Source organism: Pseudomonas sp. GW101-3H06 (assembly GCF_059424605.1).
Map to the genome: position 1 here is coordinate 772,128 of NZ_JBWKZO010000001.1, position 21,917 is coordinate 794,044.

Consider the following 21,917-nt stretch of genomic DNA (forward strand, 5'->3'; position numbering starts at 1 on the left):
GATCCAGACAACTTACCCTTGATTCCGGACAGCATGACCAGTCAACACATTGACCTGCTGGATTTCAGCGAACTGCCGGCCCCGGTGTACTTTCGCTATGCCGATTTTGATGCGCACCGCTTTGCTTCGGCTCACCGGCATCCGTGGGGCACCCTGGAATATTCCGCCCATGGTGTACTGCACATGGAGATCGGTGGCAGCCGCTTCATGTCACCGCCGCAATACGCCGTGTGGGTGCCACCCGAGACCGAGCACAGCTTCTACAGCAACCAGCCGATCAACTATCGCGCGGTCTGCCTCGCGCCGATCCTTTGCCGTGATCTGCCATCGCAAGCCTGCACCCTGGCCATCAGCGACATACTCAAGGCCATCCTCAAGGATTTCGCCGCCCGGGATGTGAAGATTCCCGAGCGCGACGCGGACCAGCGCCTGGCTCAGGTGTTGGTGGATCAGCTGCAACAGGCCCCCGTGCATGAGTGTTATCTGCCCTATGCCAGTAGTGTCGCGTTGCTTGGCATTCTCGAAGCCCTGCAGAACGAACCTGGCGACAACCGGCCGTTGGCGGATTGGGCAGCGCACATTCATGTGAGCGAGCGTACCTTGGCGCGGCAGTTTGTCCGTGAGTTGGGGATGAGCTTCGGTGAGTGGCGCCAGCGCTTGCGGTTTGTCGCCGCCATCGAAGCGCTGGACAGCCAGCGCAGCATCCAGGAAATCGCCTTCGACATGGGCTACAGCACCGGTTCGGCGTTCATTGCGATGTTCCAGCGCCAGGCCGGATGCACACCAGAGCAGTATCGACGCAGCCATTTGGAGAACAGGAAGGTGTAACAGCTGTTGTCTACACTACACTGCGAGGCCGTTCCCCTCGGTGCGGCAACAAGGAGAAAACTCCATGAAGATGTTGCGTGCCCCTTTGTTGATGATCGGTTTGTTGCTCTGCACACAGGGCTTCGCCGCCACTGATCAACAGAACAAGATGACCACCTGCAACGCCGACGCTACCGCAAAAAACCTCAAGGGCGAGGAGCGCAAGGCCTTCATGAGCAATTGCCTCAAGGCGGCACCGGCAGCCAACGACGCGGGTAAAGTCCTGACACCGCAACAAGAGAAAATGAAAACCTGCAATGCAGACGCTGCGACCAAGGCCCTCAAGGGCGATGCGCGCAAGGCGTTCATGAGTGAGTGCCTGAAGAAAAAATAGGCATTGATCCGGGTTCTGTGGCGGTTGTGGGGGGCCCTTCGCGAGCAGGCGTTGGTAAGGACGCTGCAAATCTTGACCGGAACCCCGACCAAGGTCGTCCCACACAATCCCTAGTGCTGACACCGGATCGCTGGCAGACTGCCAATCCTTTTACGCCGTTCGTTTTGAGGCTGTATGCCAACGTTTTCTCAGCGTCAAGTGTTGCTGGTCATCAGCTGGGTCATCATTTTCGGCGGGTTGCTGCTGGTGATTCCACTGCGGTTGTTGCCCAGTCTGTTGGCCGGGTTGCTGGTGTTCGAGTTGGTGAACATGCTCACCCCGCAGTTGCAACGGCTGATCGAAGGCCGGCGTGCGCGCTGGCTCGCGGTGGCATTGTTAGGGACGTTGATTGTCAGTGTCCTGGCGCTGATCTTTGCCGGCGCCTTTAGCTTTCTACTGCACGAGGCGGAAAACCCCGGCGCTTCTCTCGACAAGTTCATGGGCGTGGTCGACCGCGCTCGCGGGCAACTGCCACCCTTCATCGACGCCTACCTGCCGGCCAGTGCCGCCGAGTTTCGTGTGGCGATAGGCGAGTGGATCAGTAAACACCTCAGTGACTTGCAGCTGGTAGGCAAGGATGCGGCGCACATGTTCGTGACGCTGTTGATCGGCATGGTGCTCGGCGCAATCATCGCCTTGCAGCGCGTGCCGGACCTGACCAAGCGCAAGCCTTTGGCCGCCGCGTTGTTCGATCGCCTGCACCTGCTGGTTCAGGCCTTTCGCAACATCGTGTTCGCGCAGATCAAGATTTCCCTGCTCAACACCTTCTTCACCGGGATCTTCCTGGCTGTCGTGCTGCCAATGCTCGGCATTAAGTTGCCGCTGACCAAGACCCTGATCGTCCTGACCTTCCTGCTCGGCCTGTTGCCGGTAATCGGCAACTTGATGTCGAACACCCTGATCACCATCGTCGGCCTGTCATTGTCGATCTGGGTGGCCGTGGCGGCACTGGGTTACCTGATCGTGATCCACAAGCTGGAATACTTTCTCAACGCGCGCATCGTCGGCGGGCAGATCAGTGCCAAATCCTGGGAGTTGTTGCTGGCAATGCTGGTGTTCGAAGCCGCGTTCGGCCTGCCGGGGGTGGTGGCGGGCCCGATTTATTACGCGTACCTGAAGAGCGAGTTGAAGCAGGTGGGGATGGTCTAGAAGCAGCTGCAAGCTTCAAACTGCAAGTAAGGGCAAGGAGCAGATCGTGTTCGCTCCTGCTTTTACTTGCCACTTGAAGCTTGCAGCTTGAAGCGGCTCCTCAGCCGTAGCGCTTGGCGGCTTCGATGGCCAAACCACTGCCGATGCTGCCAAAGATGTTCCCTTCCACATGCCGCGCGTTCGGCAGCATGGCCGAGATGCTGTTACGCAGCGCCGGAATCCCGCTCGAGCCGCCGGTGAAGAACACCGTATCCACCTGATCGACCCGAACATCGGCATCCGCCAGCAGCTGGCTCACGCTGTTGCGCACGCGCTCCAGCAGATTGTCGATGGCTGATTCGAACAGCGCACGGGTCAGCTCCACGCTCAAACCGGCTTCGATGCGATCCAGTGGCACATGACGGCTGTCGCAATAGGTCAACTCGATCTTGGTTTCTTCCGTCAGCATGGCCAGCCAGTGCCCGGCGCGCTGTTCGATCAGCTTGAACAGGCGATCGATGCCACCGGTGTCTTCGATGTCGTAGCGCATGCTGCCCAACGCCAGTTGCGACTTCTGGGAATACACCGAGTTGATGGTGTGCCAGGTCGCCAGGTTCATGTGGTGGCTGGTGGGCATGTAAGCGCCGCTTTTCATCCGGCTGCCATAGCCGAACAGCGGCATCAGGCCTTGCAGGCTCAGTTGCTTGTCGAAGTCGGTCCCGCCGATATGCACGCCGCCGGTGGCCAGAATGTCTTCGTGACGGTTATCCACACCCCGACGCTCGGGGGACAGGCGCACCAAGGAAAAGTCGGACGTACCACCGCCGATGTCCACAATCAGCACCAGTTCTTCTTTCTCGATGGTCGACTCGTAGTCGAAAGCAGCCGCAATCGGTTCGAACTGGAACGAGACTTCCTTGAAACCGATCTTGCGCGCCACATCCACCAGGGTGTCTTCGGCTTCCTTGTCCGCCATCGGATCATCATCGACAAAGAACACCGGGCGGCCCAGCACCACTTCTTCGAATTCCCGACCGGCGGCGGCTTCGGCGCGGCTCTTGAGTTGACCGATAAACAGTCCGAGCAGGTCCTTGAATGGCATCGCCGTGCCCAGGACGCTGGTGTCGTGCTTGATCAGCTTGGAACCCAGCAAGCTCTTGAGCGAGCGCATCAGTCGGCCTTCGTAGCCTTCCAGGTACTCGTGCAGCGCCAATCGGCCGTACACCGGGCGGCGTTCTTCGAGATTGAAGAAGACCACCGAGGGCAGGGTGATCTTGTCGTCCTCCAGCGCGATCAGCGTTTCCATGCCGGGGCGCAGCCAGCCGACGGTGGAGTTGGATGTGCCAAAGTCGATACCCACGGCACGGGCTGGAGATGCGTTTTTCATGTCTTTCGAGTTCCGGTTAAAAAACGGCCGCGCAGTGTATGCCAGAGCGACACAGAATCGTAGGCCGACTATCTGCTAAATCTTGCCATTCAACGCTTGAAAGAAGTGCCATCACCCCCAAACTACCCTGCATCAACCGGACAGCCCCGAGGCAAGCGCAAGTCGCCCCGCCCGCTGCCGATAAACTTCTGATGCGCCATCCGGTCACAAACTTGAGATCGGTCAACCCCTGCGCTGTAATCAAGCGCATGCTGTGGCAGGTGGCGCGACTTCGATAACGGATGGTGATTCCCGCGATGGACTTCAAAGACTATTACAAGATTCTCGGTGTGGAGCCGACGGCGGACGACAAGGCGATCAAGGCCGCCTATCGCAAGCTGGCGCGCAAATACCACCCCGACGTCAGCAAGGAAAAGGACGCCGAGGCCAAGTTCAAGGATGCCTCTGAAGCCTATGAAGCGCTGAAAAGCGCCGATAAACGCGCCGAATACGATGAGCTGCGTCGCTATGGTCAGCACGGTCAGCCATTCCAGGGACCACCGGGCTGGCAGAGCCGTGGCGGTTTCGGCGGCGGTGGCCAGGACACTGGCGATTTCTCGGACTTCTTCAGTTCGATTTTCGGTAACCGCGGCCCAGGATTCGGTGGTGGTGGACAGTCACGTCGCAGCACCGGGCGTCGAGGGCAAGACGTGGAAATGGAACTGGGGGTTTTCCTCGAAGAAACCCTGTCGAACGAATCGAAGAAGGTTACCTTCCAGGTACCGCAGTACAACGCGGCCGGCCAGCACGTCAGCAACACCCCGAAAAGCCTGAACGTGAAAATTCCCGCCGGCGTGACCGACGGCGAGCGTATTCGCCTCAAAGGCCAGGGTGCACCGGGCGTCGGTGGTGGCGCCAACGGCGATCTGTACCTGACGATTCGTTTTGCGCCACACCCGAAATTCGACGTCGAAGGCGAAAACCTGATCATCACGCTGCCGCTGGCGCCGTGGGAGCTGGCGTTGGGCACTGAAGTCGCGGTGCCGACCCTGACCGGCAAGATCAACCTCAAGGTCCCGGCCGGCAGCCAGAACGGCCAGCGCATGCGCGCCAAGGGCCATGGCTTGTTGAACAAGTCGGGTGAGCGCGGTTACCTGTTCGTGCAACTGAAGGCCGTCATGCCGAAAAAAACCGACGATGACATCAAGGCCCTGTGGCAGGAGCTGGCGAAAAAAGCCGCGTTCGACCCCAGAGAAAATTTCTGATCCCAGACATGGAGTAGCCCGTCATGAGCAACCCCCTGATCGTTCAACTGGACCTGGCAGAATTCTGTGAGGCAACCGACCTGACGGACGTCTACGTGATCGAGATCGTCGAGCACGGCATCCTCGAACCTCAGGGCGCCGTGCCCAATGACTGGCGTTTCACCGAATACGAACTGGCGCTGGCCAAGCGCGCGGCCAAGCTGCGCCATGACCTGGAACTGGACTGGGAGGGCGTCGCCCTGGCGCTGGACCTGCTTGAAGAGGTCCAGCAGTTGCGGGCGGAGAACCGGATGTTGAAGCAGCGGTTGGGGCGGTTGGTGGTGGAGTAATTCTCGGTACTGCCACAAAGGTTCCCTCACTGCAACGGTCTAAACCTTTCTCGGCAGCACCACGGTGAACAGCGTTCCGTCTGTTTCGCTTGAACTGACCTCAACCGTCCCGCCATGCGCATCCACCACTTCCTTGACGATGAACAAACCCAGACCGAGGCTGGTGGACGGGTGGCCCAGTTCTTCGTCGGTGCTACGCACCAATGGATCGAAGATCGTGCCGATGTCCTTCTCGGAAATCGGTGCGCCGTAGTTGTGTACCGTGAGGTGAACGGTGTCGGGTTCGCCGCTGAGCGTCACCGTTACATCGCCTTTGGTCGAGCCATGCTGCAATGCATTGCCGATAAGATTTTGCAGCAACTGGCTTAGCCGCGCGGCATCCCAGACGCCTTGCATATCCCCCGCTACTTTTAACGTCGGATCGCACTCCGGATTCCCCGCGCAAGCCTGAGCAATGGCCTCATGCGCCACGGCAGACAGGTCCATGGGCGCGGGGTCTATCGGCAGGTTTTTGCCCAAGCGACTGCGCACCAGTTCCAGCAAATCATTGACCATCGCCGCCATGTGCCGGGTGCCGCGCTTGATGTTGTTGGCGCAGGTCAGCGCATCGCCTTCCAACGACGTTTTGCGCATCAGCAATTCGGTGGACATGCTCACCGCTTGCAACGGCGCGCGCAGGTCATGGCCGAGAATCGCCAGGAAGATATCCCGCGAACGATTGACCTGTTCGGCATAGGCGGCGGTGGATTCGGCGAGGGCTTCGTCGATGGCTTCGTTGAAGCGGATCATGTCCTGGAAGTACGTCATATCCGGTGATTCCAGGCTGTCGACCCACAGGCGAATCACACAGGCACGCAGGTGACGGAATTCGCTGGTCATCTGTACCAGATCGAACCCCACGGTATGACGCAGCTCGCCATGGCTGGCGCCGGCTTCGTCCAGGCTTGGGGTTTTCTCCGGGCCTTCACCCTTGGCTTTGGCCATTTGCTCGCTGGCACTCTGGGGCTTGGTCATGTCCCGCGCGGCCGCCAGCAGAATGGCCTTGGCGTGGTCGCGCAGGGCCACTCGATCCATGTATTCGGCCGCAGGCGTGATGGTGCTGGCGAACTGCTCCCATTCATCGACGATACGGTCCGCCTGTTGCGTAATGAAATCGGATAGACGCATGGGCGGTGTCCTGGGGCAGTGGAGGTGAGGTGTGTCGAAATAGTAGCCCCTTTGGGCCGGGTGTAAACCTGCCGCAGGGCGGATGCACGATAAGCCGTTTCAGGGATGGTACAGATGTATATCCATTCCTTGGCTTCGCATGAATAGGCTATTGGCTTAACGATTCATTTGAAGGTCTGAATCATGTCTGATTTGCAAGGAAGCAACTCGACGAATGCCCCTCTAAATTTGAAAAGAGTGTTCACGAGCAACGCGTAACGAGGGGGATTCCCGATGCAATAAAAAAATGCGCCGCCAGTGCTGCTTGAATCAGACTGCAGAAATACCGGATTGGTACTTGAAAACGTCGGCCGCGGATCGACAGCATTTGAAAGCGTTGGAATGATCGAGGGCATTTTCTCGTAAAGCTCGGTATCGATAACCTGCATCGCGCGGCGCTGATGCCATAACTATGTACCGCAAGCGAGGCTGTCGGCCATGGTGTGCTAGTGCTCCCATTTACAGGAGACACACCATGTCCGACAACCTCCCGTCCGCCGGTCAACCAACCGCTGTGACAAAAAGCATTCACGGGCCACTCCTGGAAAAAGCCATTCCCGACTGGCTGATCCAGGCCACGCCACAACGCCGCACAGAACTGAAAGATCACGATACGCCCCAGCCGGATTGGTACCTGCGCGCCTCGCCAGAGCAACGCCAGGCGTTGAACGCCACCGTCACCGCCAGCTTTAGCGCACAAATCCGGCTGGACCAGGCCATGGCGGCCTTCCAGGACATCGACACCTTCGCCGCACCCTTGCTGAGCAAGGCACTGAAGGACCGGTTCAACGTCGAACTGGACGTCAATGAAACCCTGATCAGTCTCAAGCAACCGCTGGAGATGGGCATCCTTGAAATAGATGTCGGGACGTTCGACGTCTTGAAATTGCCGCTGCTGCAGGCTGCGTTGCATAACTTTGAAGCGTCGGAATGCGAGGACGGCGCCTTTGATGAGTCGTCGGGATTCCTGACGCAAAAATCGGCGACGGACGACTTCGAGGCGGTCAAGACGTCCTTGACGGTGGCGCAATTCACCGGCTTGTGTCGCTCGCTGGATATCGGCGCGAAGTATCAGGTTTATCTCAAAGACTTCCTGCAACCGGCCGATGCTGCGGCGGAGCAGGCGCTGCGCCATAAATTCATCGCGGCTCAAAAGACCGCCTTGCGAGCAGCGGCTGAACTGGCGCTGTTGAAAAAGGATATCGAGCCTGCGGACTACAGGATGATCCTGTCTGTGATCAACGGTGAAGTGCATCCCCGTCTGAACGGTAAACCGGTCTGGTTTCGGGATCTGACGTTGATGAAACGCAGAATGACCGGCTGCGTAGTATTCAGCATTTGCGAAAAATACCGCTACTCCGACGAACTGATCCTGTATATCCCGAACGACCCCCACCATCCCCTCAAGCGTTACACCTACAGCGAATTGACGGCGATGTTCAAGCGTCGCTTCACTACCGGCGATGCCGCGCAACCTTGGGACGGCAGTCCAACCGCGTACCAGCGGTTTTTCAGCCAGTTTGTCGACTATGCGGATCGTCCGCACTATTTCAGTGAATTCACCGACGATGCATCCAATGCACCGTTGAGCCAGAAGCTGGGTCCTTATGCATCGATTTTCAATGCCTTGGCGCAGGGCATCAATCCGTTTGTCGGCTTCAAAAAACTGCCGCCCGCCGAGCCGATCAATCAGCAACCCAATGACGATCCCGCCCTGGTCCCGGCGGGTGCTCCCCGCAAGGGCCACGGGATATGGAGCGATAACATCGAGCTGTGGAACTATCTCTTCGAGCAGCACCGCGCCAAGGTCATCGCCGATGCGCAAGCCCACGCCGTGCCCACGGCGGATGTCGATGCCAGGGTGCGCTCCGAGAAACTTGCTCGACTGCTGAATATCGGCATGTTGGTGCTCACCGCTGTTTCAATGTTCATCCCGGTGTTCGGCGAGTTGATGATGGTCGTGATGACCGGCCAACTGTTGTACGGAGCCTTTGCCGGTGCGGTGGAGTGGAGTGAGGGCGATCGCAAGGCCGCCAAGGCCCACTTGGTGGAGCTGGCGGAAAACCTGGCCCTGCTCGCCGTAACGACCGGTGCGGGTAAGGGACTGGCCAAACTGACCGCGGTCAAGGCCGAGCCCGTGATCGAAAGCCTGGATCCGGTGACCCTGCCCAATGGCGAGCGTCGATTGTGGAAACCCGACCTGAGTGGCTATGAGCGTTCCGTTGCGCTTGACCCCGGCGTGACCGCCAATGCCCTGGGGCAGTACGAGGTTGAAGGCAAGACCTGCATCAGGCTCGGTGGCCAACTCTACGAAACAACCTATGAAGCTTCGTTGAAACAGTGGCGGATCAAGCATCCGACCGATCCCCAAGCCTACCAGCCCGTCCTGACTCACAACGCTGCCGGTGCCTGGCGTCATACACTTGAGCGCCCGCTGGCCTGGGATCGCCTGACGCTGATGCGGCGCATGGGGCCCGTGGTTGAAGCGTTCTCCGACGATCAATTACTTCAGATCGCCGACGTCAGTGGCGTCAGCGACAATGCCTTGCGCAAGATGCACCTGGATATCCGCCTTGAAGTACGGGAACGCGGGCTCGAGGGTGAACTGCGCGCCAGTGTCGGTTCCGAACAGGCTGCCGAACGCAAGGTGCTGGTGCGGGTGGGCGAGGGACTCTACGAGGCACGCAATGAGCGCGATGAACACTTGCACGGTACCGACGATCTTTACGCCTCGATCCAGCACGCCTTGCCTGACCGGCATCGTCAAGCCATCGGGTTACCCCATGTCGCGCAGGGCGCGCAGCTGAAGACGAAGATCATCGAGCATCAGTTGCCCCGTGATCAGCTTCGTCCGCTATTGAGAATGCAACCGCGTCGACAACCTTTTTTCCGGGTACCCAAACGCCTGTCCGGCGAGCGTATTGGTTATCCCCTGAGCGATCACCCTGACGTCAGCCAGTGGCGACCTGTTTTTGAGCAACGGGTTCGTCACTTGTACCCCACGATGTCGTCGCAGGAGATGGACTCGTTTATCGCGAGCTTGGGCGACAGTCGCGAAACGACCCTCAGAAACCGTGAGCGAGAGTTTGATTCGCTCACTCGCACCTTGCAAAACTGGGTGCTGGCTATCGAACAGTCCCCTCAGCAGGATGCACGACTGACGATCACCAATGCACTCGGTCAGGCCTGGCAACGCAGGGGGGAGGTGGACGTGGACAATACCGGTTGGCCCCAGGGCCAAACGATTGATTTGTCCAACATCGACCTGCAGGGACAAGTCGAAGAACTACCACCGCTGTCGGCCAATTTCAGTCACGTGACTCACCTGAATCTATCGGGTACCGGCATCGCACACGCGGATGGATTTCTGCGTCATTTCAAGCGTCTGCGCAGACTGAATCTGAGCAACAACGAACTGGACAAGATGCCGCAAGCATTGACGCAATGGGTTCACCTGACCGAACTGGACCTGTCAGACAACCTGATCGAGTTCGACACGCAGATTGTCGAGCAACTGCGCGAGCTGACGCATCTTCGATACCTGGGGCTTGAGGGCAATCCCTTGAAGTTGCCTCCGGATATCGGGCAGATGCCCGAACTGCTTATCCTTTTGCTGGCCAATACGGAAATCAATACCTGGCCTGTGGGTTTATTCGATCAGCCCAGGAGCCGCACGCTGTTCCTGGACATGAGGTCCAACACCCTGGAAATCGTTCCGCAGGTGACGCCAGGGTCAGAGCAAGCGGAGATCGTGGCACGCACGCTCATCAGTCACGAGCCAGCCTCTATTTCCCCGGAGAATCTGAGCAGGGTCAGAGACTATCGCCAGTCGGTCGGCTTTGAGCCGGATCGACAGTTTCCACCCCAAGGTGTGTTCGACAGCAGTCTGTGGAAAGAGGGGCTGACCGAAGCGCAATGGAAGGAAAAACAGGATGTATGGGCCGACCTCGAACGTGAACCCGGGTCGGAGCCATTTTTCAGTGAACTGAGGAAGCTCTCGCAATCGGCGGATGCTCTGTCCGCCAACGAAGCGGCGAGGGTCGAGTTGTGTGGCAAGGTCTGGTCAATGGTTGAGGCGACGGCCGCAAACACTGCTTTACGGGAAAAACTGTTCCGTATGGCCGCTGCCCCGACAACCTGCGTGGATGCCGGCGCACAGGTATTTAATGCCATGGGCGTCGAGGTCTTGATCGTTCAGGCCTATGACCTGGACGCCGACGAAGTCGAGGTCGAACTGGTGACATTGGCGCGGGGCAAGTCGCGTCTGAACGAGCTGGGGAAGATCGCTCGAAAGCGGGTCGACGAGCTGGTGGCCGAGGGACGCCGGTTTCCCGAATTCGATGCAGCAGGCGATCTGGTCCCCCATGTGGATGCGCAAGGGCAGCCGCTTGAGGATATTGATGAGGTGGAAATCCATATGATCTACCCCACTCAATTGGCGGAGCGTCTGGAATTACCCTGGCAATCGCGGGAGATGATGTTCAGGGCACCCGATGTCTCGGACGAGATGATCACGAGTGCTTGCGAACAAGTGCTGGAAAAGGAGAGGGGGCCGCTGTTGCTGGAACGGCTGCTCGAGCAACCCTTCTGGGTCGAGCACCTCGAGCGACACTATCAGGAACTGTTCAGACCCTTGCGGGCCAAAGGCGAGCCACTGCTGGACTTGCAGGCAGCGCAACGAGCCTGGCTCGACAGTGATTCGGCCGAGCAAAAGACTCATTGGCGCTCGGAAGTTGTCCGGTTGGCGAAAATTCTGGGCAAGCCTGACAGTGAGATAAAGCCAGGCACGATCATGAGCAATGCACAGTATTACGCCGAGATGGGGGCGATCGCGGCGCAGGAAAAGGCGCTGCTCGCTAAATTGACCGGCGAAGCCTTGCAGCGCGCCAACCTGCAGTGACTGAATGTGCCGTTCAGGGTTGAGGGTCTGGCAGTACCTCTGACCTGAGCCGCGGTAGCCCCTGTGGGAGCAAGCGGGCTCGCTCCCACAAAAAAGACAAGGCCGGTGGGATCAGAACAGGAAATAACGCTGCGCCATCGGCAGCGTTTGCGCCGGTTCACACCAAAGCAGTACCCCGTCGGCCTTGACCTGATAGGTTTGCGGATCGACGTCGATGTTCGGCAAATAATCGTTGTGGATCAGGTCGGTTTTCTGCACCTCGCGGCAGCCCTTGACCACAGCGATTTTCTTTTTCAAACCCAAGGCCTCCGGTAACCCGGCTTCCTGCGCCGCCTGACTGATAAAGGTCAGGCTGGTGGCGTGCAGCGAGCCGCCGTAACTGGCGAACATCGGGCGGTAATGCACCGGCTGCGGTGTTGGAATCGATGCGTTGGCGTCGCCCATCAGGCTGGCCGCAATGGCGCCGCCCTTGATAATCAGCGTCGGCTTGACCCCGAAAAAAGCCGGGCGCCACAGCACCAGATCCGCCCATTTCCCCACTTCGACCGAACCCACTTCATGACTGATGCCGTGGGTGATCGCCGGGTTGATGGTGTATTTGGCGATGTAGCGTTTGGCGCGGAAGTTGTCGTTGCCAGCGCCGTCCCCCGGTAGAGGACCGCGCTGCTTTTTCATCTTGTCGGCGGTCTGCCAGGTGCGGGTGATGACTTCGCCGACCCGGCCCATGGCCTGGCTGTCGGAGCTGATCATCGAGAATGCGCCGAGGTCGTGGAGGATGTCTTCGGCAGCGATCGTTTCGCGGCGAATGCGACTTTCGGCGAAGGCCACGTCTTCGGCAATGCTCGGGTCCAGGTGGTGGCAGACCATCAACATGTCGAGGTGTTCGTCGATGGTGTTGCGAGTGAACGGACGGGTCGGGTTGGTCGAGCTCGGCAGCACGTTGGCGAAGCCGCAAGCCTTGATGATGTCCGGCGCGTGGCCGCCGCCCGCACCTTCGGTGTGGTACGTGTGGATGGTGCGGCCCTTGAAGGCGGCGAGGGTGGTTTCGACGAAGCCGGACTCGTTGAGGGTGTCGGTGTGGATCGCTACCTGTACGTCGTACTGATCGGCCACGCTCAGGCAGTTGTCGATGCTCGCCGGGGTGGTGCCCCAGTCTTCGTGCAGCTTCAAGCCGATGGCGCCGGCCTTGACCTGCTCGATCAGCGGCTCCGGCAGACTGGCGTTGCCCTTGCCGGTCAGGCCAATGTTCATCGCGAAGGCATCCGCCGCCTGGAGCATCCGCGCCAGGTGCCACGGACCGGAAGTGCAGGTGGTGGCGTTGGTGCCGGTGGCGGGTCCGGTGCCGCCGCCGATCATGGTGGTGACGCCGCTCATCAGCGCTTCTTCGATCTGCTGCGGGCAGATGAAGTGGATATGGGTGTCGATGCCGCCGGCGGTGAGGATCATGCCTTCACCGGCGATGACTTCGGTGCTGGCGCCGATGGCGATGTTGACGTTGGGCTGGATGTCCGGGTTGCCGGCCTTGCCGATCGCAGCGATGCGCCCGTCCTTGAGGCCAACGTCGGCCTTGACGATGCCCCAGTGGTCGATGATCAGCGCGTTGGTGATCAGGGTGTCGACGACTTCGGCGGCGAGCAGTTGACTCTGGCCCTGGCCGTCGCGGATGACTTTGCCGCCGCCGAACTTCACTTCTTCGCCGTAGGTGGTGAAGTCCTTCTCGACTTCGATCCACAGCTCGGTGTCGGCCAGGCGGACCTTGTCACCGACGGTGGGGCCGTACATGTCGGCGTAGGCCTGACGGGAAATCTTCATTCGTTCGCCTTGAGATTCAGTTGAATTTGAAATCGTTCGATGCGCTCACATTCGCGAGCAAGTTCGCTCCCACAGGGGAACGCAATCAACTGTGGGAGCGAGCCTGCTCGCGAAGGGGGCGGCGCTGATAACGCATTAATTTAGAGATCACCCATGATTCGCCCGGCAAAGCCGAACACCCGGCGATGCCCGGCCAGATCCACCAGTTCCACTTCCCGACTCTGCCCCGGCTCGAAGCGCACGGCGGTACCGGCGGGGATGTTCAGGCGCATGCCGCGGCTGGCGGCGCGGTCGAAGGTCAGGGCGTCATTGGTCTCGAAAAAGTGATAGTGCGAACCGACCTGGATCGGTCGGTCGCCACTGTTGGCCACGTTCAAACTGAGGGTGCGTCGGTCAATGTTGAGTTCAATGTCTCCGGACTGGATCTGGTATTCACCGGGAATCATCAATGGGCTCCTTGGAGAATCTTGTAGTAGAGGGCGGTCGGCTTGTAGCGACCGCTCGGGTCGCAGGCGTAATCGGGGATTTCGCCGGCGCGGGTGTAGCCCAGCGCCTTGTAGAAGTCTTCGGCGGGGGAGCCGGCCTCGGTATCGAGGTAGAGCATGCCGCGCTTGTGTTGCAGGGCGGCCTGCTCCAGAGCGGTCATCAACTGCTGACCCAGACCGCGCCGCCGCGCATGCTCACGCACCAGCAATTTCTGCACCTCGGCGCGGTTCAGGCCATTGGCTTTCTGGCAGAGGGTCAGCTGTACGCTGGCCTGAACTTGTTCGTCCTTGACCACCACCCACAACAACACATGGCCCTTGTTCAGGTTCTCCTGAACCTCATCGAAATACGCGCGGGCCTGGGTTGCATCAAGGTTGGCCATGAAGCCGACGCTGGCGCCATAACCCACTGCATCGAGCAACAGATCAATCAATCCCTGGCGGTAGTGCGCAAAGCTTTCAACATTGACGCGTCGCAGTTGGGCGGGGTTCATCGGGCATCACTCCTTGCTGGCACTCGGTGGTTGCGCGCCAGGATTAAGGGTCAGTTGCATAAAAGTCAGGTCCAGCCAGCGCCCGAACTTGGTGCCCACCTGAGGCATCTGTCCGGTGATCACGAAGCCGGTACGCTCATGCAGGCGAATCGAGGCGGCGTTGCCGCTTTCGATGGCGGCAACCATCACGTGCTTGCCACAGTCCCTGGCGCGTTCAATCAGGGCGTCCATCAGTTTCGGGCCCAGGCCATTGCCGCGCTGGTCGCTGCGCACGTAGACCGAATGCTCGACGGTGTGTCGGAAACCGTCGAATGGGCGCCAGTCGCCGAATGAAGCGTAGCCCAGCACGTGGTTGTCGGCGTTGACGATGACCAGGATCGGATAGCTTTGCGCCTGCCGGGCGCTGAACCAGGCCTGGCGGTTGCCGAGGTCGACGGCCTGTTCATTCCAGATCGCCGTGGTGTTGAGTACGGCATCGTTATAGATGTCACGGATTGCCGGCAGGTCGGCATGCACGGCATCGCGAATGGTGTAAGTCATGGCGAGCCTCAGGCGATCGGTTGATGGACGGTGACCAGTTTGGTGCCGTCGGGGAACGTCGCTTCGACCTGGATCTCCGGGATCATTTCGGGGATGCCTTCCATCACTTGTTCGCGGCTCAGCAGCGTGGTGCCGTAGTGCATCAGTTGTGCGACGGTCTGGCCATCGCGGGCGCCTTCGAGCAGCGCCGCAGAGATGTAGGCCATGGCCTCCGGGTAATTGAGTTTCACACCGCGGGCCAACCGCCGCTCGGCCACGAGGCCTGCGGTGAAGATCAGCAGCTTGTCTTTTTCACGTGGGGTCAGGTCCATCGTAGAAATCCATCTGGGCAGATTGAAAAGGTTTTCGGACCTGTAAATACAAATCCCTGTGGGAGCGGGCTTGCATTTCAAGTGCTCCATATTCTGGGTGGGACGGCTTCGCGGCCTAGCAGTGCGGGTCTGAGCAACTTCCATAGCTCGATCAACCAGCCTCGCGCCAACAGCGCTTCGCTGGCCAGGCATCGGGCCACAATCAGCCCCGGCAACTGCGTCAAATCCCCGCGCACGTCATTGGGCAGCGAACGGCATTTCTCCAGCAGTTCGCTATCAATCTCGCCTGTCACCAACAGCGTGGCAAACACCGGTTGCCCGTCCAGCCCAATGGGCGAATCCAGCAAGCCATCATCCCCGACAATGCGCTGGCGCTCATGCCAGAGCAACTGGCCGTCGCGGCGGATATCCAGGCGCGCCTGAAAATGCCCGAGGTCGAAGCGTTCGCCGCTGGCAGGCCGACCCAGTGCGACCACGTCCCAGTAGAACAGCCGCGCATGCCCTTCAAGATCAATCGAAGTGCTGAGCTCAGCCTGCGCTGCACTGAAAATGATCGTCTCTTGGGGCAGCCATTCCAGTGTCGCACCGGCCGCCACTTTCAAGTCCAGCTGCTGATAGGCGGGGCCGGCGGCGCGATACCACTTGGCCGCACCCGGGCTGGTGATCTGCGCCCAGGCATCGCGGCCGACGCTGGCCGAAATGGCCAGGCGATCACCCCCGGCAATCCCGCCTGGCGGGTGGACGACGATGTGTTGGCAAACCTCGGGACCTTCGGCATACAAATGCTTCTGCACGCGCAATGGACCGAGATGACGGCGCTGTACCGGGCGCGTGCTGTCACCGAAGCGGGCGTAACCCAGCTCCAGCTCGGCGTGCCAGCTTGGGGTAAACAGGGCAGTGGCGGCAGGTAAATTCATGATGTCCAATTATCGTTAGGTTGCTACAGATTAAATCGTGCTCTTATATCGTGACTAGACCACGCACACCCTCGGCTTCCATATTTTCACCGCGACCCTGTTGCACGATCTCGCCACGGGACATCACCAGGTATTGATCGGCCAATTCAGCGGCGAAGTCATAGAACTGCTCCACCAGCAAAATCGCCATGTCGCCGCGGGCCGCAAGTTTCTTGATCACCGCGCCGATCTCCTTGATCACTGACGGTTGAATGCCTTCGGTGGGTTCGTCGAGGATCAACAGGCGTGGACGACTGGCCAGGGCTCGGCCGATAGCCAACTGCTGTTGCTGGCCGCCGGACAAATCACCGCCACGGCGCTGTTTCATTTGCAGCAGCACCGGGAACAGTTCGTAGATGAAGGCCGGGACTTCCTTGGCGTCGGAGCCAGGGAAGCGCGACAGGCCCATCAGCAGGTTTTCTTCCACGGTCAGTCGGCCAAAGATTTCCCGACCTTGCGGCACGTAGGCGATCCCGGCATGCACCCGTTGATGTGGCTTGAACGTGGTGATGGGTTTGCCTTCCCAGTTCACCGCACCCTCCTTGGCCGGCAGCAGGCCCATCAGACACTTGAGCAAGGTGGTCTTGCCCACGCCGTTGCGACCGAGCAGGCAGGTGACCTCACCGACCTTCACGTCGAACGTCAGGCCGCGCAGGATGTGGCTACCGCCGTAGTACTGGTGCAGCTTGTCGACTTGCAGCATTCCTTCAGTTCTCCTCAATCCCCTTGTGGGAGCGGGCTTGCTCGCGAAAGCGGTGTGTCAGTCACATTGATGTTGGATGTGCCGCCGTCTTCGCGAGCAAGCCCGCTTCCACAGTTGGATAAGTGTTCGCAAATTTATCGACCGAGATACACCTCGATCACCCGCTCATTGTCCTGCACCTGCTCCAGCGACCCTTCGGCCAGCACGCTGCCCTGGTGCAGCACGGTGACGTGGTCGGCAATCGAGCCGACGAAGCCCATGTCGTGTTCCACCACCATCAGCGAATGCTTGCCGGCCAGGGTCTTGAACAGCTCGGCGGTGAATTCGGTTTCAGCGTCGGTCATGCCGGCCACCGGTTCGTCGAGCAGCAGCAGTTGCGGGTCCTGCATCAGCAACATGCCGATTTCCAGGAACTGCTTCTGTCCATGGGAAAGCAGGCCTGCCGGGCGATTGACCGAGGCGGTCAGGCGAATGGTGTCCAACACTTCGACGATGCGATCCTTCTGCTCGCCATTGAGCCGCGCACGCAGGCTGGCCCATACCGACTTGTCGGTTTTCTGCGCCAGCTCCAGGTTCTCGAACACGCTCAAAGCTTCGAACACCGTCGGCTTCTGAAATTTGCGACCGATCCCGGCCTGGGCGATCTGCACTTCGCTCATTTGCGTCAGGTCCAGGGTTTCGCCGAACCAGGCCTTGCCGTGACTCGGCCGGGTCTTGCCGGTGATCACGTCCATCAGTGTGGTCTTGCCCGCACCGTTGGGGCCGATGATGCAGCGCAGTTCGCCGACGCCGATGTACAGGTTCAAATCGTTCAATGCCTTGAAGCCATCGAAGCTGACGCTGATGTCTTCCAGGGTCAGGATGGTGCCGTGGCGGGTGTTCAGGCCTTTGCCGGCGCGCTGTCCAAGTCCGATGGCATCGCGGCTGCTGCCGGCGTCCTTGTTTGGTTCCAGCGGCGGAAAGAAGGCCGGTTCGAGCATGAATTCAGCGCTCGCAGTGACTCTCATTGTTCACCTCTTTTCTTAAGCAAACCGATCACGCCTTTGGGCAGGTACAGGGTCACGACGATGAACAGCGCGCCGAGGAAGAACAGCCAGTATTCGGGGAAGGCCACGGTGAACCAGCTCTTCATGCCGTTGACCACGCCAGCGCCAAGCAAGGGGCCGATCAGGGTGCCGCGACCACCGAGGGCGACCCACACGGCGGCTTCGATGGAGTTGGTCGGCGACATTTCACTCGGGTTGATAATGCCCACTTGCGGCACATACAACGCACCGGCCAGGCCGCACAACACAGCGCTCAACACCCAGACGAACAGCTTGAAACCCCGTGGGTCGTAGCCGCAGAACATCAGGCGGTTTTCCGCATCGCGCAGCGCGGTCAACACGCGACCAAACTTGCTCCGCGCCAGCCGCCAACCGATGTACAGGCTCGCCACCAACAACAACACTGTGGCGAAAAACAGCACCGCGCGGGTGCCCGGTTCGGTGATGCCAAAGCCGAGAATCGTTCGGAAGTTGGTGAAGCCGTTGTTGCCGCCGAAGCCGGTTTCGTTGCGGAAAAACAGCAGCATCCCGGCGAAGGTCAGGGCCTGGGTCATGATCGAGAAGTACACGCCCTTGATCCGCGAACGAAAGGCGAAGAAACCGAACACCAGCGCCAGCAGACCCGGCGCCAACACCACCAGGCACAGGGCCCAGAGGAAGCTGCTGGTGCCGGCCCAGTACCAGGGCAATTCGGTCCACGACAGGAACGTCATGAACGCCGGCAAGCCATCACCCGAGGCCTGGCGCATCAGGTACATGCCCATCGCATAACCGCCGAGGGCGAAGAACAGGCCATGGCCGAGGGACAACAGGCCGGCGTAACCCCAGACCAGGTCCAGCGCCAGGGCGACGATGGCGTAGCAAAGGATTTTACCCACCAGCGTCAGCGTGTAAGCCGACACATGCAGCGTGCTGTCCACCGGCAACAACGACAGCAACGGCAACGTCAGCAGCAGAGCGAGGACGACAACACCGACGACCATCGTGACTTTGGGGCCGGCTTTTTGTGTCGCGGTAACGAGCAGGGGCTGGTTCATCAGTCGATCACCCGTCCTTTGAGTGCGAAGAGGCCTTGCGGACGTTTCTGGATGAACAGAATGATCAGCGCGAGGATGAGGATCTTGCCGAGCACGGCACCGATCTGCGGTTCGAGAATCTTGTTGGCGATGCCCAGGCCGAAGGCGGCGAATACGCTACCGGCCAGTTGCCCGACACCACCGAGCACCACCACCAGGAACGAGTCGATGATGTAGCTCTGGCCGAGGTCCGGACCGACGTTGCCGATCTGGCTCAGCGCCACGCCACCGAGACCGGCGATGCCTGAACCGAGGCCGAAGGCAAGCATGTCGACGCGCCCGGTGGGCACGCCGCAGCAGGCGGCCATGTTGCGGTTCTGGGTGACCGCACGCACGTTCAGGCCCAGGCGAGTCTTGTTCAGCAACAGCCAAGTGAGGACGACGACAAACAAGGCAAAGGCGATGATGACGATGCGGTTGTACGGCAGCACCAGATTCGGCAGCACTTGAACTCCGCCAGACAACCACGCGGGGTTGGCCACTTCGACGTTCTGCGCGCCAAACAGCAAACGCACACACTGGATCAACATCAGGCTGATGCCCCAGGTGGCGAGCAGGGTTTCCAGCGGACGCCCATAGAGATGGCGGATCACCGTGCGTTCCAGCGCCATGCCGACCCCGGCGGTGATGAAAAACGCCACCGGCAGCGCGATCAATGGATAGAACTCGATGGCCTGCGGCGCGTAACGCTGGAACATCAGTTGCACCACGTACGTCGAGTAGGCGCCGAGCATCAGCATCTCGCCGTGGGCCATGTTGATCACGCCGAGCAGGCCGAAGGTGATCGCCAGGCCCAGTGCCGCGAGCAGCAGGATCGAGCCCAGGGACATGCCGCTGAAGGCCTGGCCGAGCAATTCGCCCATCAGCAGTTTGCGTTTGACCTGTGCGAGGCTGGTCTCGGCGGCCGTGCGCACATTGGCGTCAGTTTCCACGCCCGGATCCAGCAGGCTTTCCAGGCGGGTGCGGGCTAGTGGGTCACCGGTTTCACCGAGCAGGCGAACGGCGGCCAGACGCACTGCCGGATTGGCGTCCACCAGTTGCAGGTTGGCCAGGGCCAGGCTCAGGGCGGCGTGGACGCTTTCATCCTGTTCGCCCGCCAGTTGCTGATCGAGGAATTTGAGCTGCGCGGGTTTGGCGCTTTTCTGCAATTGCTGCGCGGCGGCCAGACGGATTTTCGCGTCGGCGGCGAGCAGTTGGTGGCTGGCCAGGGCGGTATCGATCAGACCCCGCAGGCGGTTGTTCAGGCGCAAGGTTTTCGGCTGGCCGTCGACGGTCAACTCGCCTTGTTGCAGGGCGTTGATCAGCTCGATGCGCGCCGGATCGGGCTGCGCGGCCCAGGCTTCAAGCAGTTTGGCTTGCTGCACGGAATTGGCGGCGACGAAGTCTTCGGCGTCACCGGCGAACGAAGCCATTGGCAAAAGAAATGCGATGGCGAGGATGAAGCGGAAAAGGGCAGTGGGCATAGAGAGTCGCCTTGACGCGGACATTGTGGGAGCGAGCCTGCTCGCGAAAGCGGTCTGACATTCACCCTCAATGTCGACTGTCAGGACCTCTTCGCGAGCAGGCTCGCTCCCACAGGGGAAATCGTCGGGCCTGAGTTGTGCGGTCAGGCCCGACATCCAGTGGCTCAGTTGCTCTTCACCGCATACTCAGGCTTCTTGTCGTTGCCCGGAATGAACGGGCTCCACGGTTGGGCGCGGATCGGGCCTTCGGTCTGCCACACCACGTTGAACTGACCATCGGCCTGGATTTCGCCGATCATCACCGGCTTGTGCAGGTGGTGGTTGGTCTTGTCCATGGTCAGGGTGTAGCCGGATGGCGCGGCAAAGGTCTGGCCGCCCAGGGCCTCGCGGACTTTGTCGACGTCGGTGGACTTGGCTTTTTCAGCCGCCTGCGCCCACATGTGGATGCCGACGTAAGTGGCCTCCATCGGGTCGTTGGTCACCGCTTTGTCGGCGCCAGGCAGGTTGTGTTTCTTCGCATAGGCTTTCCAGTCGGCGACGAATTTCTGGTTGGCCGGGTTCTCGACCGACTCGAAGTAGTTCCACGCCGCGAGGTTGCCCACCAGTGGCTTGGTGTCGATGCCGCGCAGTTCTTCTTCACCTACCGAGAAGGCCACCACCGGAACGTCGGTGGCTTTCAGCCCCTGGTTAGCCAACTCTTTATAGAACGGCACGTTGGAGTCGCCGTTGACCGTGGAAATCACAGCGGTCTTGCCACCGGCCGAGAATTTTTTGATGTTGGCCACGATGGTCTGGTAATCGCTGTGACCGAACGGGGTGTAGACCTCTTCGATGTCCTTGTCGGCCACGCCTTTGGAATGCAGGAACGAGCGCAGGATTTTATTGGTGGTGCGCGGGTAGACGTAGTCGGTGCCGAGCAGGAAGTAACGCTTGGCGCTGCCGCCTTCTTCGCTCATCAGGTATTCAACGGCGGGGATCGCCTGTTGGTTCGGCGCGGCACCGGTGTAGAACACGTTCGGCGACATTTCTTCGCCTTCGTACTGCACCGGGTAGAACAGCAGGCCATTGAGTTCTTCGAACACCGGCAGCACCGATTTACGCGACACGGAAGTCCAGCAGCCGAACACCACCGCCACCTTGTCCTGGGTCAGCAACTGACGGCCTTTTTCCGCAAACAGCGGCCAGTTCGACGCGGGGTCGACCACCACCGGCTCCAGCATCTTGCCGTTCACGCCACCCTTGGCATTGATCTCGTCGATGGTCATCAACGCCATGTCCTTGAGCGATGTTTCGGAGATCGCCATGGTGCCGGACAACGAGTGCAGAATCCCGACCTTGATGGTCTCGGCTGCCTGGACAGTCCAGGTCATGCCCATCGCGGCAATGCTTGCCGAGAGTGTGAAAGCCTTGATCAAACTGCGACGCTTCATTGTGCGATCTCCATGAACGTTTAATTTTTCTGATTGGCAGATGCGGACGACTGAAGGGTCTTTAGCAAGGGCTGTGCCCAACGACGAGAATGCCTTGTCCAGAAGGGTAAACATGGGCTGGCACAAGCAGCGCTGCACTATTAACAGGCAGAGAGGTTGGTCGGGTG

The 21,917-nt window shown here is 59.9% G+C and carries 19 protein-coding genes; 6 read left to right on the forward strand and 13 right to left on the reverse strand.

Features of this window, described 5'->3' with window-relative positions:
• The first annotated feature begins 33 nt into the window (after positions 1 to 33).
• The 3 genes from AC07ZE_RS03535 (at position 34) to AC07ZE_RS03545 (ending at position 2,389) form a co-directional block, all read left to right on the forward strand.
• Positions 34 to 828: an AraC family transcriptional regulator gene (locus tag AC07ZE_RS03535; RefSeq protein ID WP_207261308.1), complete on the forward strand. Its 795-nt coding sequence runs from the start codon at positions 34 to 36 to the stop codon at positions 826 to 828.
• A 64-nt stretch (positions 829 to 892) separates the two neighbouring features.
• Positions 893 to 1,201, forward strand: a complete 309-nt coding sequence (locus AC07ZE_RS03540) for a PsiF family protein (RefSeq protein ID WP_207261316.1) — start codon at positions 893 to 895, stop codon at positions 1,199 to 1,201.
• A gap of 174 nt (positions 1,202 to 1,375) precedes the next feature.
• Positions 1,376 to 2,389, forward strand: a complete 1,014-nt coding sequence (locus AC07ZE_RS03545) for an AI-2E family transporter (protein ID WP_137807119.1) — start codon at positions 1,376 to 1,378, stop codon at positions 2,387 to 2,389.
• A gap of 100 nt (positions 2,390 to 2,489) precedes the next feature.
• Here AC07ZE_RS03545 and AC07ZE_RS03550 read toward each other — a convergent pair whose 3' ends face one another.
• Positions 2,490 to 3,755 (reverse strand): Hsp70 family protein, encoded by a 1,266-nt coding sequence (locus AC07ZE_RS03550; RefSeq protein ID WP_207261318.1) that lies wholly within the window; start codon positions 3,753 to 3,755, stop codon positions 2,490 to 2,492.
• 296 nt (positions 3,756 to 4,051) lie between these two features.
• Between AC07ZE_RS03550 and AC07ZE_RS03555 the strand changes: the two genes are divergently transcribed.
• Both AC07ZE_RS03555 and AC07ZE_RS03560 read left to right on the forward strand, forming a co-directional pair.
• Entirely contained in the window at positions 4,052 to 4,999 is a 948-nt protein-coding gene (locus tag AC07ZE_RS03555; protein ID WP_207261328.1) for a DnaJ C-terminal domain-containing protein, read from the forward strand.
• A 23-nt stretch (positions 5,000 to 5,022) separates the two neighbouring features.
• Positions 5,023 to 5,328, forward strand: a complete 306-nt coding sequence (locus AC07ZE_RS03560) for a chaperone modulator CbpM (RefSeq protein WP_207261330.1) — start codon at positions 5,023 to 5,025, stop codon at positions 5,326 to 5,328.
• 39 nt (positions 5,329 to 5,367) lie between these two features.
• On the opposite strand, the gene AC07ZE_RS03565 is transcribed toward AC07ZE_RS03560, so the two are convergent.
• Positions 5,368 to 6,495, reverse strand: coding sequence for a sensor histidine kinase (locus AC07ZE_RS03565; protein WP_207261332.1), 1,128 nt, complete (start codon positions 6,493 to 6,495; stop codon positions 5,368 to 5,370).
• Positions 6,496 to 7,009: 514 nt separating this feature from the next.
• On the opposite strand from AC07ZE_RS03565, the gene AC07ZE_RS03570 reads away from it, so the two are divergent.
• Positions 7,010 to 11,434 carry an NEL-type E3 ubiquitin ligase domain-containing protein gene (locus tag AC07ZE_RS03570; RefSeq protein ID WP_207261334.1) on the forward strand — a complete coding sequence of 1,475 codons (4,425 nt, stop codon included), beginning with the start codon at positions 7,010 to 7,012 and terminating at the stop codon, positions 11,432 to 11,434.
• Positions 11,435 to 11,545: 111 nt separating this feature from the next.
• Here AC07ZE_RS03570 and ureC read toward each other — a convergent pair whose 3' ends face one another.
• From ureC to urtA, 11 genes are all read right to left on the reverse strand, one after another.
• Positions 11,546 to 13,246, reverse strand: a complete 1,701-nt coding sequence (ureC, locus tag AC07ZE_RS03575) for an urease subunit alpha (RefSeq protein WP_207261336.1) — start codon at positions 13,244 to 13,246, stop codon at positions 11,546 to 11,548.
• Between the two features lie 140 nt (positions 13,247 to 13,386).
• Complete coding sequence (locus AC07ZE_RS03580; RefSeq protein ID WP_207261347.1) at positions 13,387 to 13,692, reverse strand: urease subunit beta; 306 nt, start codon at positions 13,690 to 13,692, stop codon at positions 13,387 to 13,389.
• Entirely contained in the window at positions 13,692 to 14,225 is a 534-nt protein-coding gene (locus AC07ZE_RS03585) for a GNAT family N-acetyltransferase (RefSeq protein WP_095192078.1), read from the reverse strand. Before AC07ZE_RS03585 ends, AC07ZE_RS03580 begins: the two co-directional genes overlap by 1 nt.
• A 6-nt stretch (positions 14,226 to 14,231) precedes the next feature.
• Positions 14,232 to 14,765 carry a GNAT family N-acetyltransferase gene (locus tag AC07ZE_RS03590; protein WP_207261350.1) on the reverse strand — a complete coding sequence of 178 codons (534 nt, stop codon included), beginning with the start codon at positions 14,763 to 14,765 and terminating at the stop codon, positions 14,232 to 14,234.
• A gap of 8 nt (positions 14,766 to 14,773) precedes the next feature.
• Positions 14,774 to 15,076 (reverse strand): urease subunit gamma, encoded by a 303-nt coding sequence (ureA, locus tag AC07ZE_RS03595; RefSeq protein ID WP_096513642.1) that lies wholly within the window; start codon positions 15,074 to 15,076, stop codon positions 14,774 to 14,776.
• Positions 15,077 to 15,153: 77 nt separating this feature from the next.
• A complete protein-coding gene (locus tag AC07ZE_RS03600) occupies positions 15,154 to 15,993 on the reverse strand; it encodes an urease accessory protein UreD (RefSeq protein WP_207261352.1) in 840 nt (279 codons plus the stop codon).
• A gap of 43 nt (positions 15,994 to 16,036) precedes the next feature.
• Positions 16,037 to 16,735 carry an urea ABC transporter ATP-binding subunit UrtE gene (gene urtE, locus AC07ZE_RS03605; RefSeq protein WP_207261354.1) on the reverse strand — a complete coding sequence of 233 codons (699 nt, stop codon included), beginning with the start codon at positions 16,733 to 16,735 and terminating at the stop codon, positions 16,037 to 16,039.
• Between the two features lie 134 nt (positions 16,736 to 16,869).
• Positions 16,870 to 17,742, reverse strand: coding sequence for an urea ABC transporter ATP-binding protein UrtD (urtD, locus tag AC07ZE_RS03610; protein WP_207261356.1), 873 nt, complete (start codon positions 17,740 to 17,742; stop codon positions 16,870 to 16,872).
• Positions 17,739 to 18,818, reverse strand: a complete 1,080-nt coding sequence (gene urtC, locus AC07ZE_RS03615; RefSeq protein WP_207261358.1) for an urea ABC transporter permease subunit UrtC — start codon at positions 18,816 to 18,818, stop codon at positions 17,739 to 17,741. The genes urtD and urtC overlap by 4 nt, the downstream gene beginning before the upstream one ends.
• Positions 18,818 to 20,320 carry an urea ABC transporter permease subunit UrtB gene (gene urtB, locus AC07ZE_RS03620; RefSeq protein WP_207261360.1) on the reverse strand — a complete coding sequence of 501 codons (1,503 nt, stop codon included), beginning with the start codon at positions 20,318 to 20,320 and terminating at the stop codon, positions 18,818 to 18,820. Before urtB ends, urtC begins: the two co-directional genes overlap by 1 nt.
• Before the next feature lie 164 nt (positions 20,321 to 20,484).
• Positions 20,485 to 21,750 (reverse strand): urea ABC transporter substrate-binding protein, encoded by a 1,266-nt coding sequence (gene urtA, locus AC07ZE_RS03625; RefSeq protein WP_095192070.1) that lies wholly within the window; start codon positions 21,748 to 21,750, stop codon positions 20,485 to 20,487.
• Positions 21,751 to 21,917: the final 167 nt, after the last annotated feature.

Excerpts from the sequence above, each read along its gene's own strand:
- urtC (WP_207261358.1), bottom strand. The coding sequence starts at position 18,818 with ATGAACCAGCCCCTGCTCGTTACCGCGACACAAAAAGCCGGCCCCAAA.
- AC07ZE_RS03535 (WP_207261308.1), top strand. The coding sequence starts at position 34 with ATGACCAGTCAACACATTGACCTGCTGGATTTCAGCGAACTGCCGGCC.
- urtE (WP_207261354.1), bottom strand. The coding sequence starts at position 16,735 with ATGCTGCAAGTCGACAAGCTGCACCAGTACTACGGCGGTAGCCACATC.
- AC07ZE_RS03600 (WP_207261352.1), bottom strand. The coding sequence starts at position 15,993 with ATGAATTTACCTGCCGCCACTGCCCTGTTTACCCCAAGCTGGCACGCC.
- AC07ZE_RS03570 (WP_207261334.1), top strand. The coding sequence starts at position 7,010 with ATGTCCGACAACCTCCCGTCCGCCGGTCAACCAACCGCTGTGACAAAA.
- urtB (WP_207261360.1), bottom strand. The coding sequence starts at position 20,320 with ATGCCCACTGCCCTTTTCCGCTTCATCCTCGCCATCGCATTTCTTTTG.
- urtD (WP_207261356.1), bottom strand. The coding sequence starts at position 17,742 with ATGAGAGTCACTGCGAGCGCTGAATTCATGCTCGAACCGGCCTTCTTT.
- AC07ZE_RS03540 (WP_207261316.1), top strand. The coding sequence starts at position 893 with ATGAAGATGTTGCGTGCCCCTTTGTTGATGATCGGTTTGTTGCTCTGC.
- AC07ZE_RS03550 (WP_207261318.1), bottom strand. The coding sequence starts at position 3,755 with ATGAAAAACGCATCTCCAGCCCGTGCCGTGGGTATCGACTTTGGCACA.
- ureC (WP_207261336.1), bottom strand. The coding sequence starts at position 13,246 with ATGAAGATTTCCCGTCAGGCCTACGCCGACATGTACGGCCCCACCGTC.
- ureA (WP_096513642.1), bottom strand. The coding sequence starts at position 15,076 with ATGGACCTGACCCCACGTGAAAAAGACAAGCTGCTGATCTTCACCGCA.
- AC07ZE_RS03545 (WP_137807119.1), top strand. The coding sequence starts at position 1,376 with ATGCCAACGTTTTCTCAGCGTCAAGTGTTGCTGGTCATCAGCTGGGTC.
- AC07ZE_RS03590 (WP_207261350.1), bottom strand. The coding sequence starts at position 14,765 with ATGACTTACACCATTCGCGATGCCGTGCATGCCGACCTGCCGGCAATC.
- AC07ZE_RS03565 (WP_207261332.1), bottom strand. The coding sequence starts at position 6,495 with ATGCGTCTATCCGATTTCATTACGCAACAGGCGGACCGTATCGTCGAT.
- AC07ZE_RS03560 (WP_207261330.1), top strand. The coding sequence starts at position 5,023 with ATGAGCAACCCCCTGATCGTTCAACTGGACCTGGCAGAATTCTGTGAG.
- AC07ZE_RS03585 (WP_095192078.1), bottom strand. The coding sequence starts at position 14,225 with ATGAACCCCGCCCAACTGCGACGCGTCAATGTTGAAAGCTTTGCGCAC.
- AC07ZE_RS03555 (WP_207261328.1), top strand. The coding sequence starts at position 4,052 with ATGGACTTCAAAGACTATTACAAGATTCTCGGTGTGGAGCCGACGGCG.
- AC07ZE_RS03580 (WP_207261347.1), bottom strand. The coding sequence starts at position 13,692 with ATGATTCCCGGTGAATACCAGATCCAGTCCGGAGACATTGAACTCAAC.
- urtA (WP_095192070.1), bottom strand. The coding sequence starts at position 21,750 with ATGAAGCGTCGCAGTTTGATCAAGGCTTTCACACTCTCGGCAAGCATT.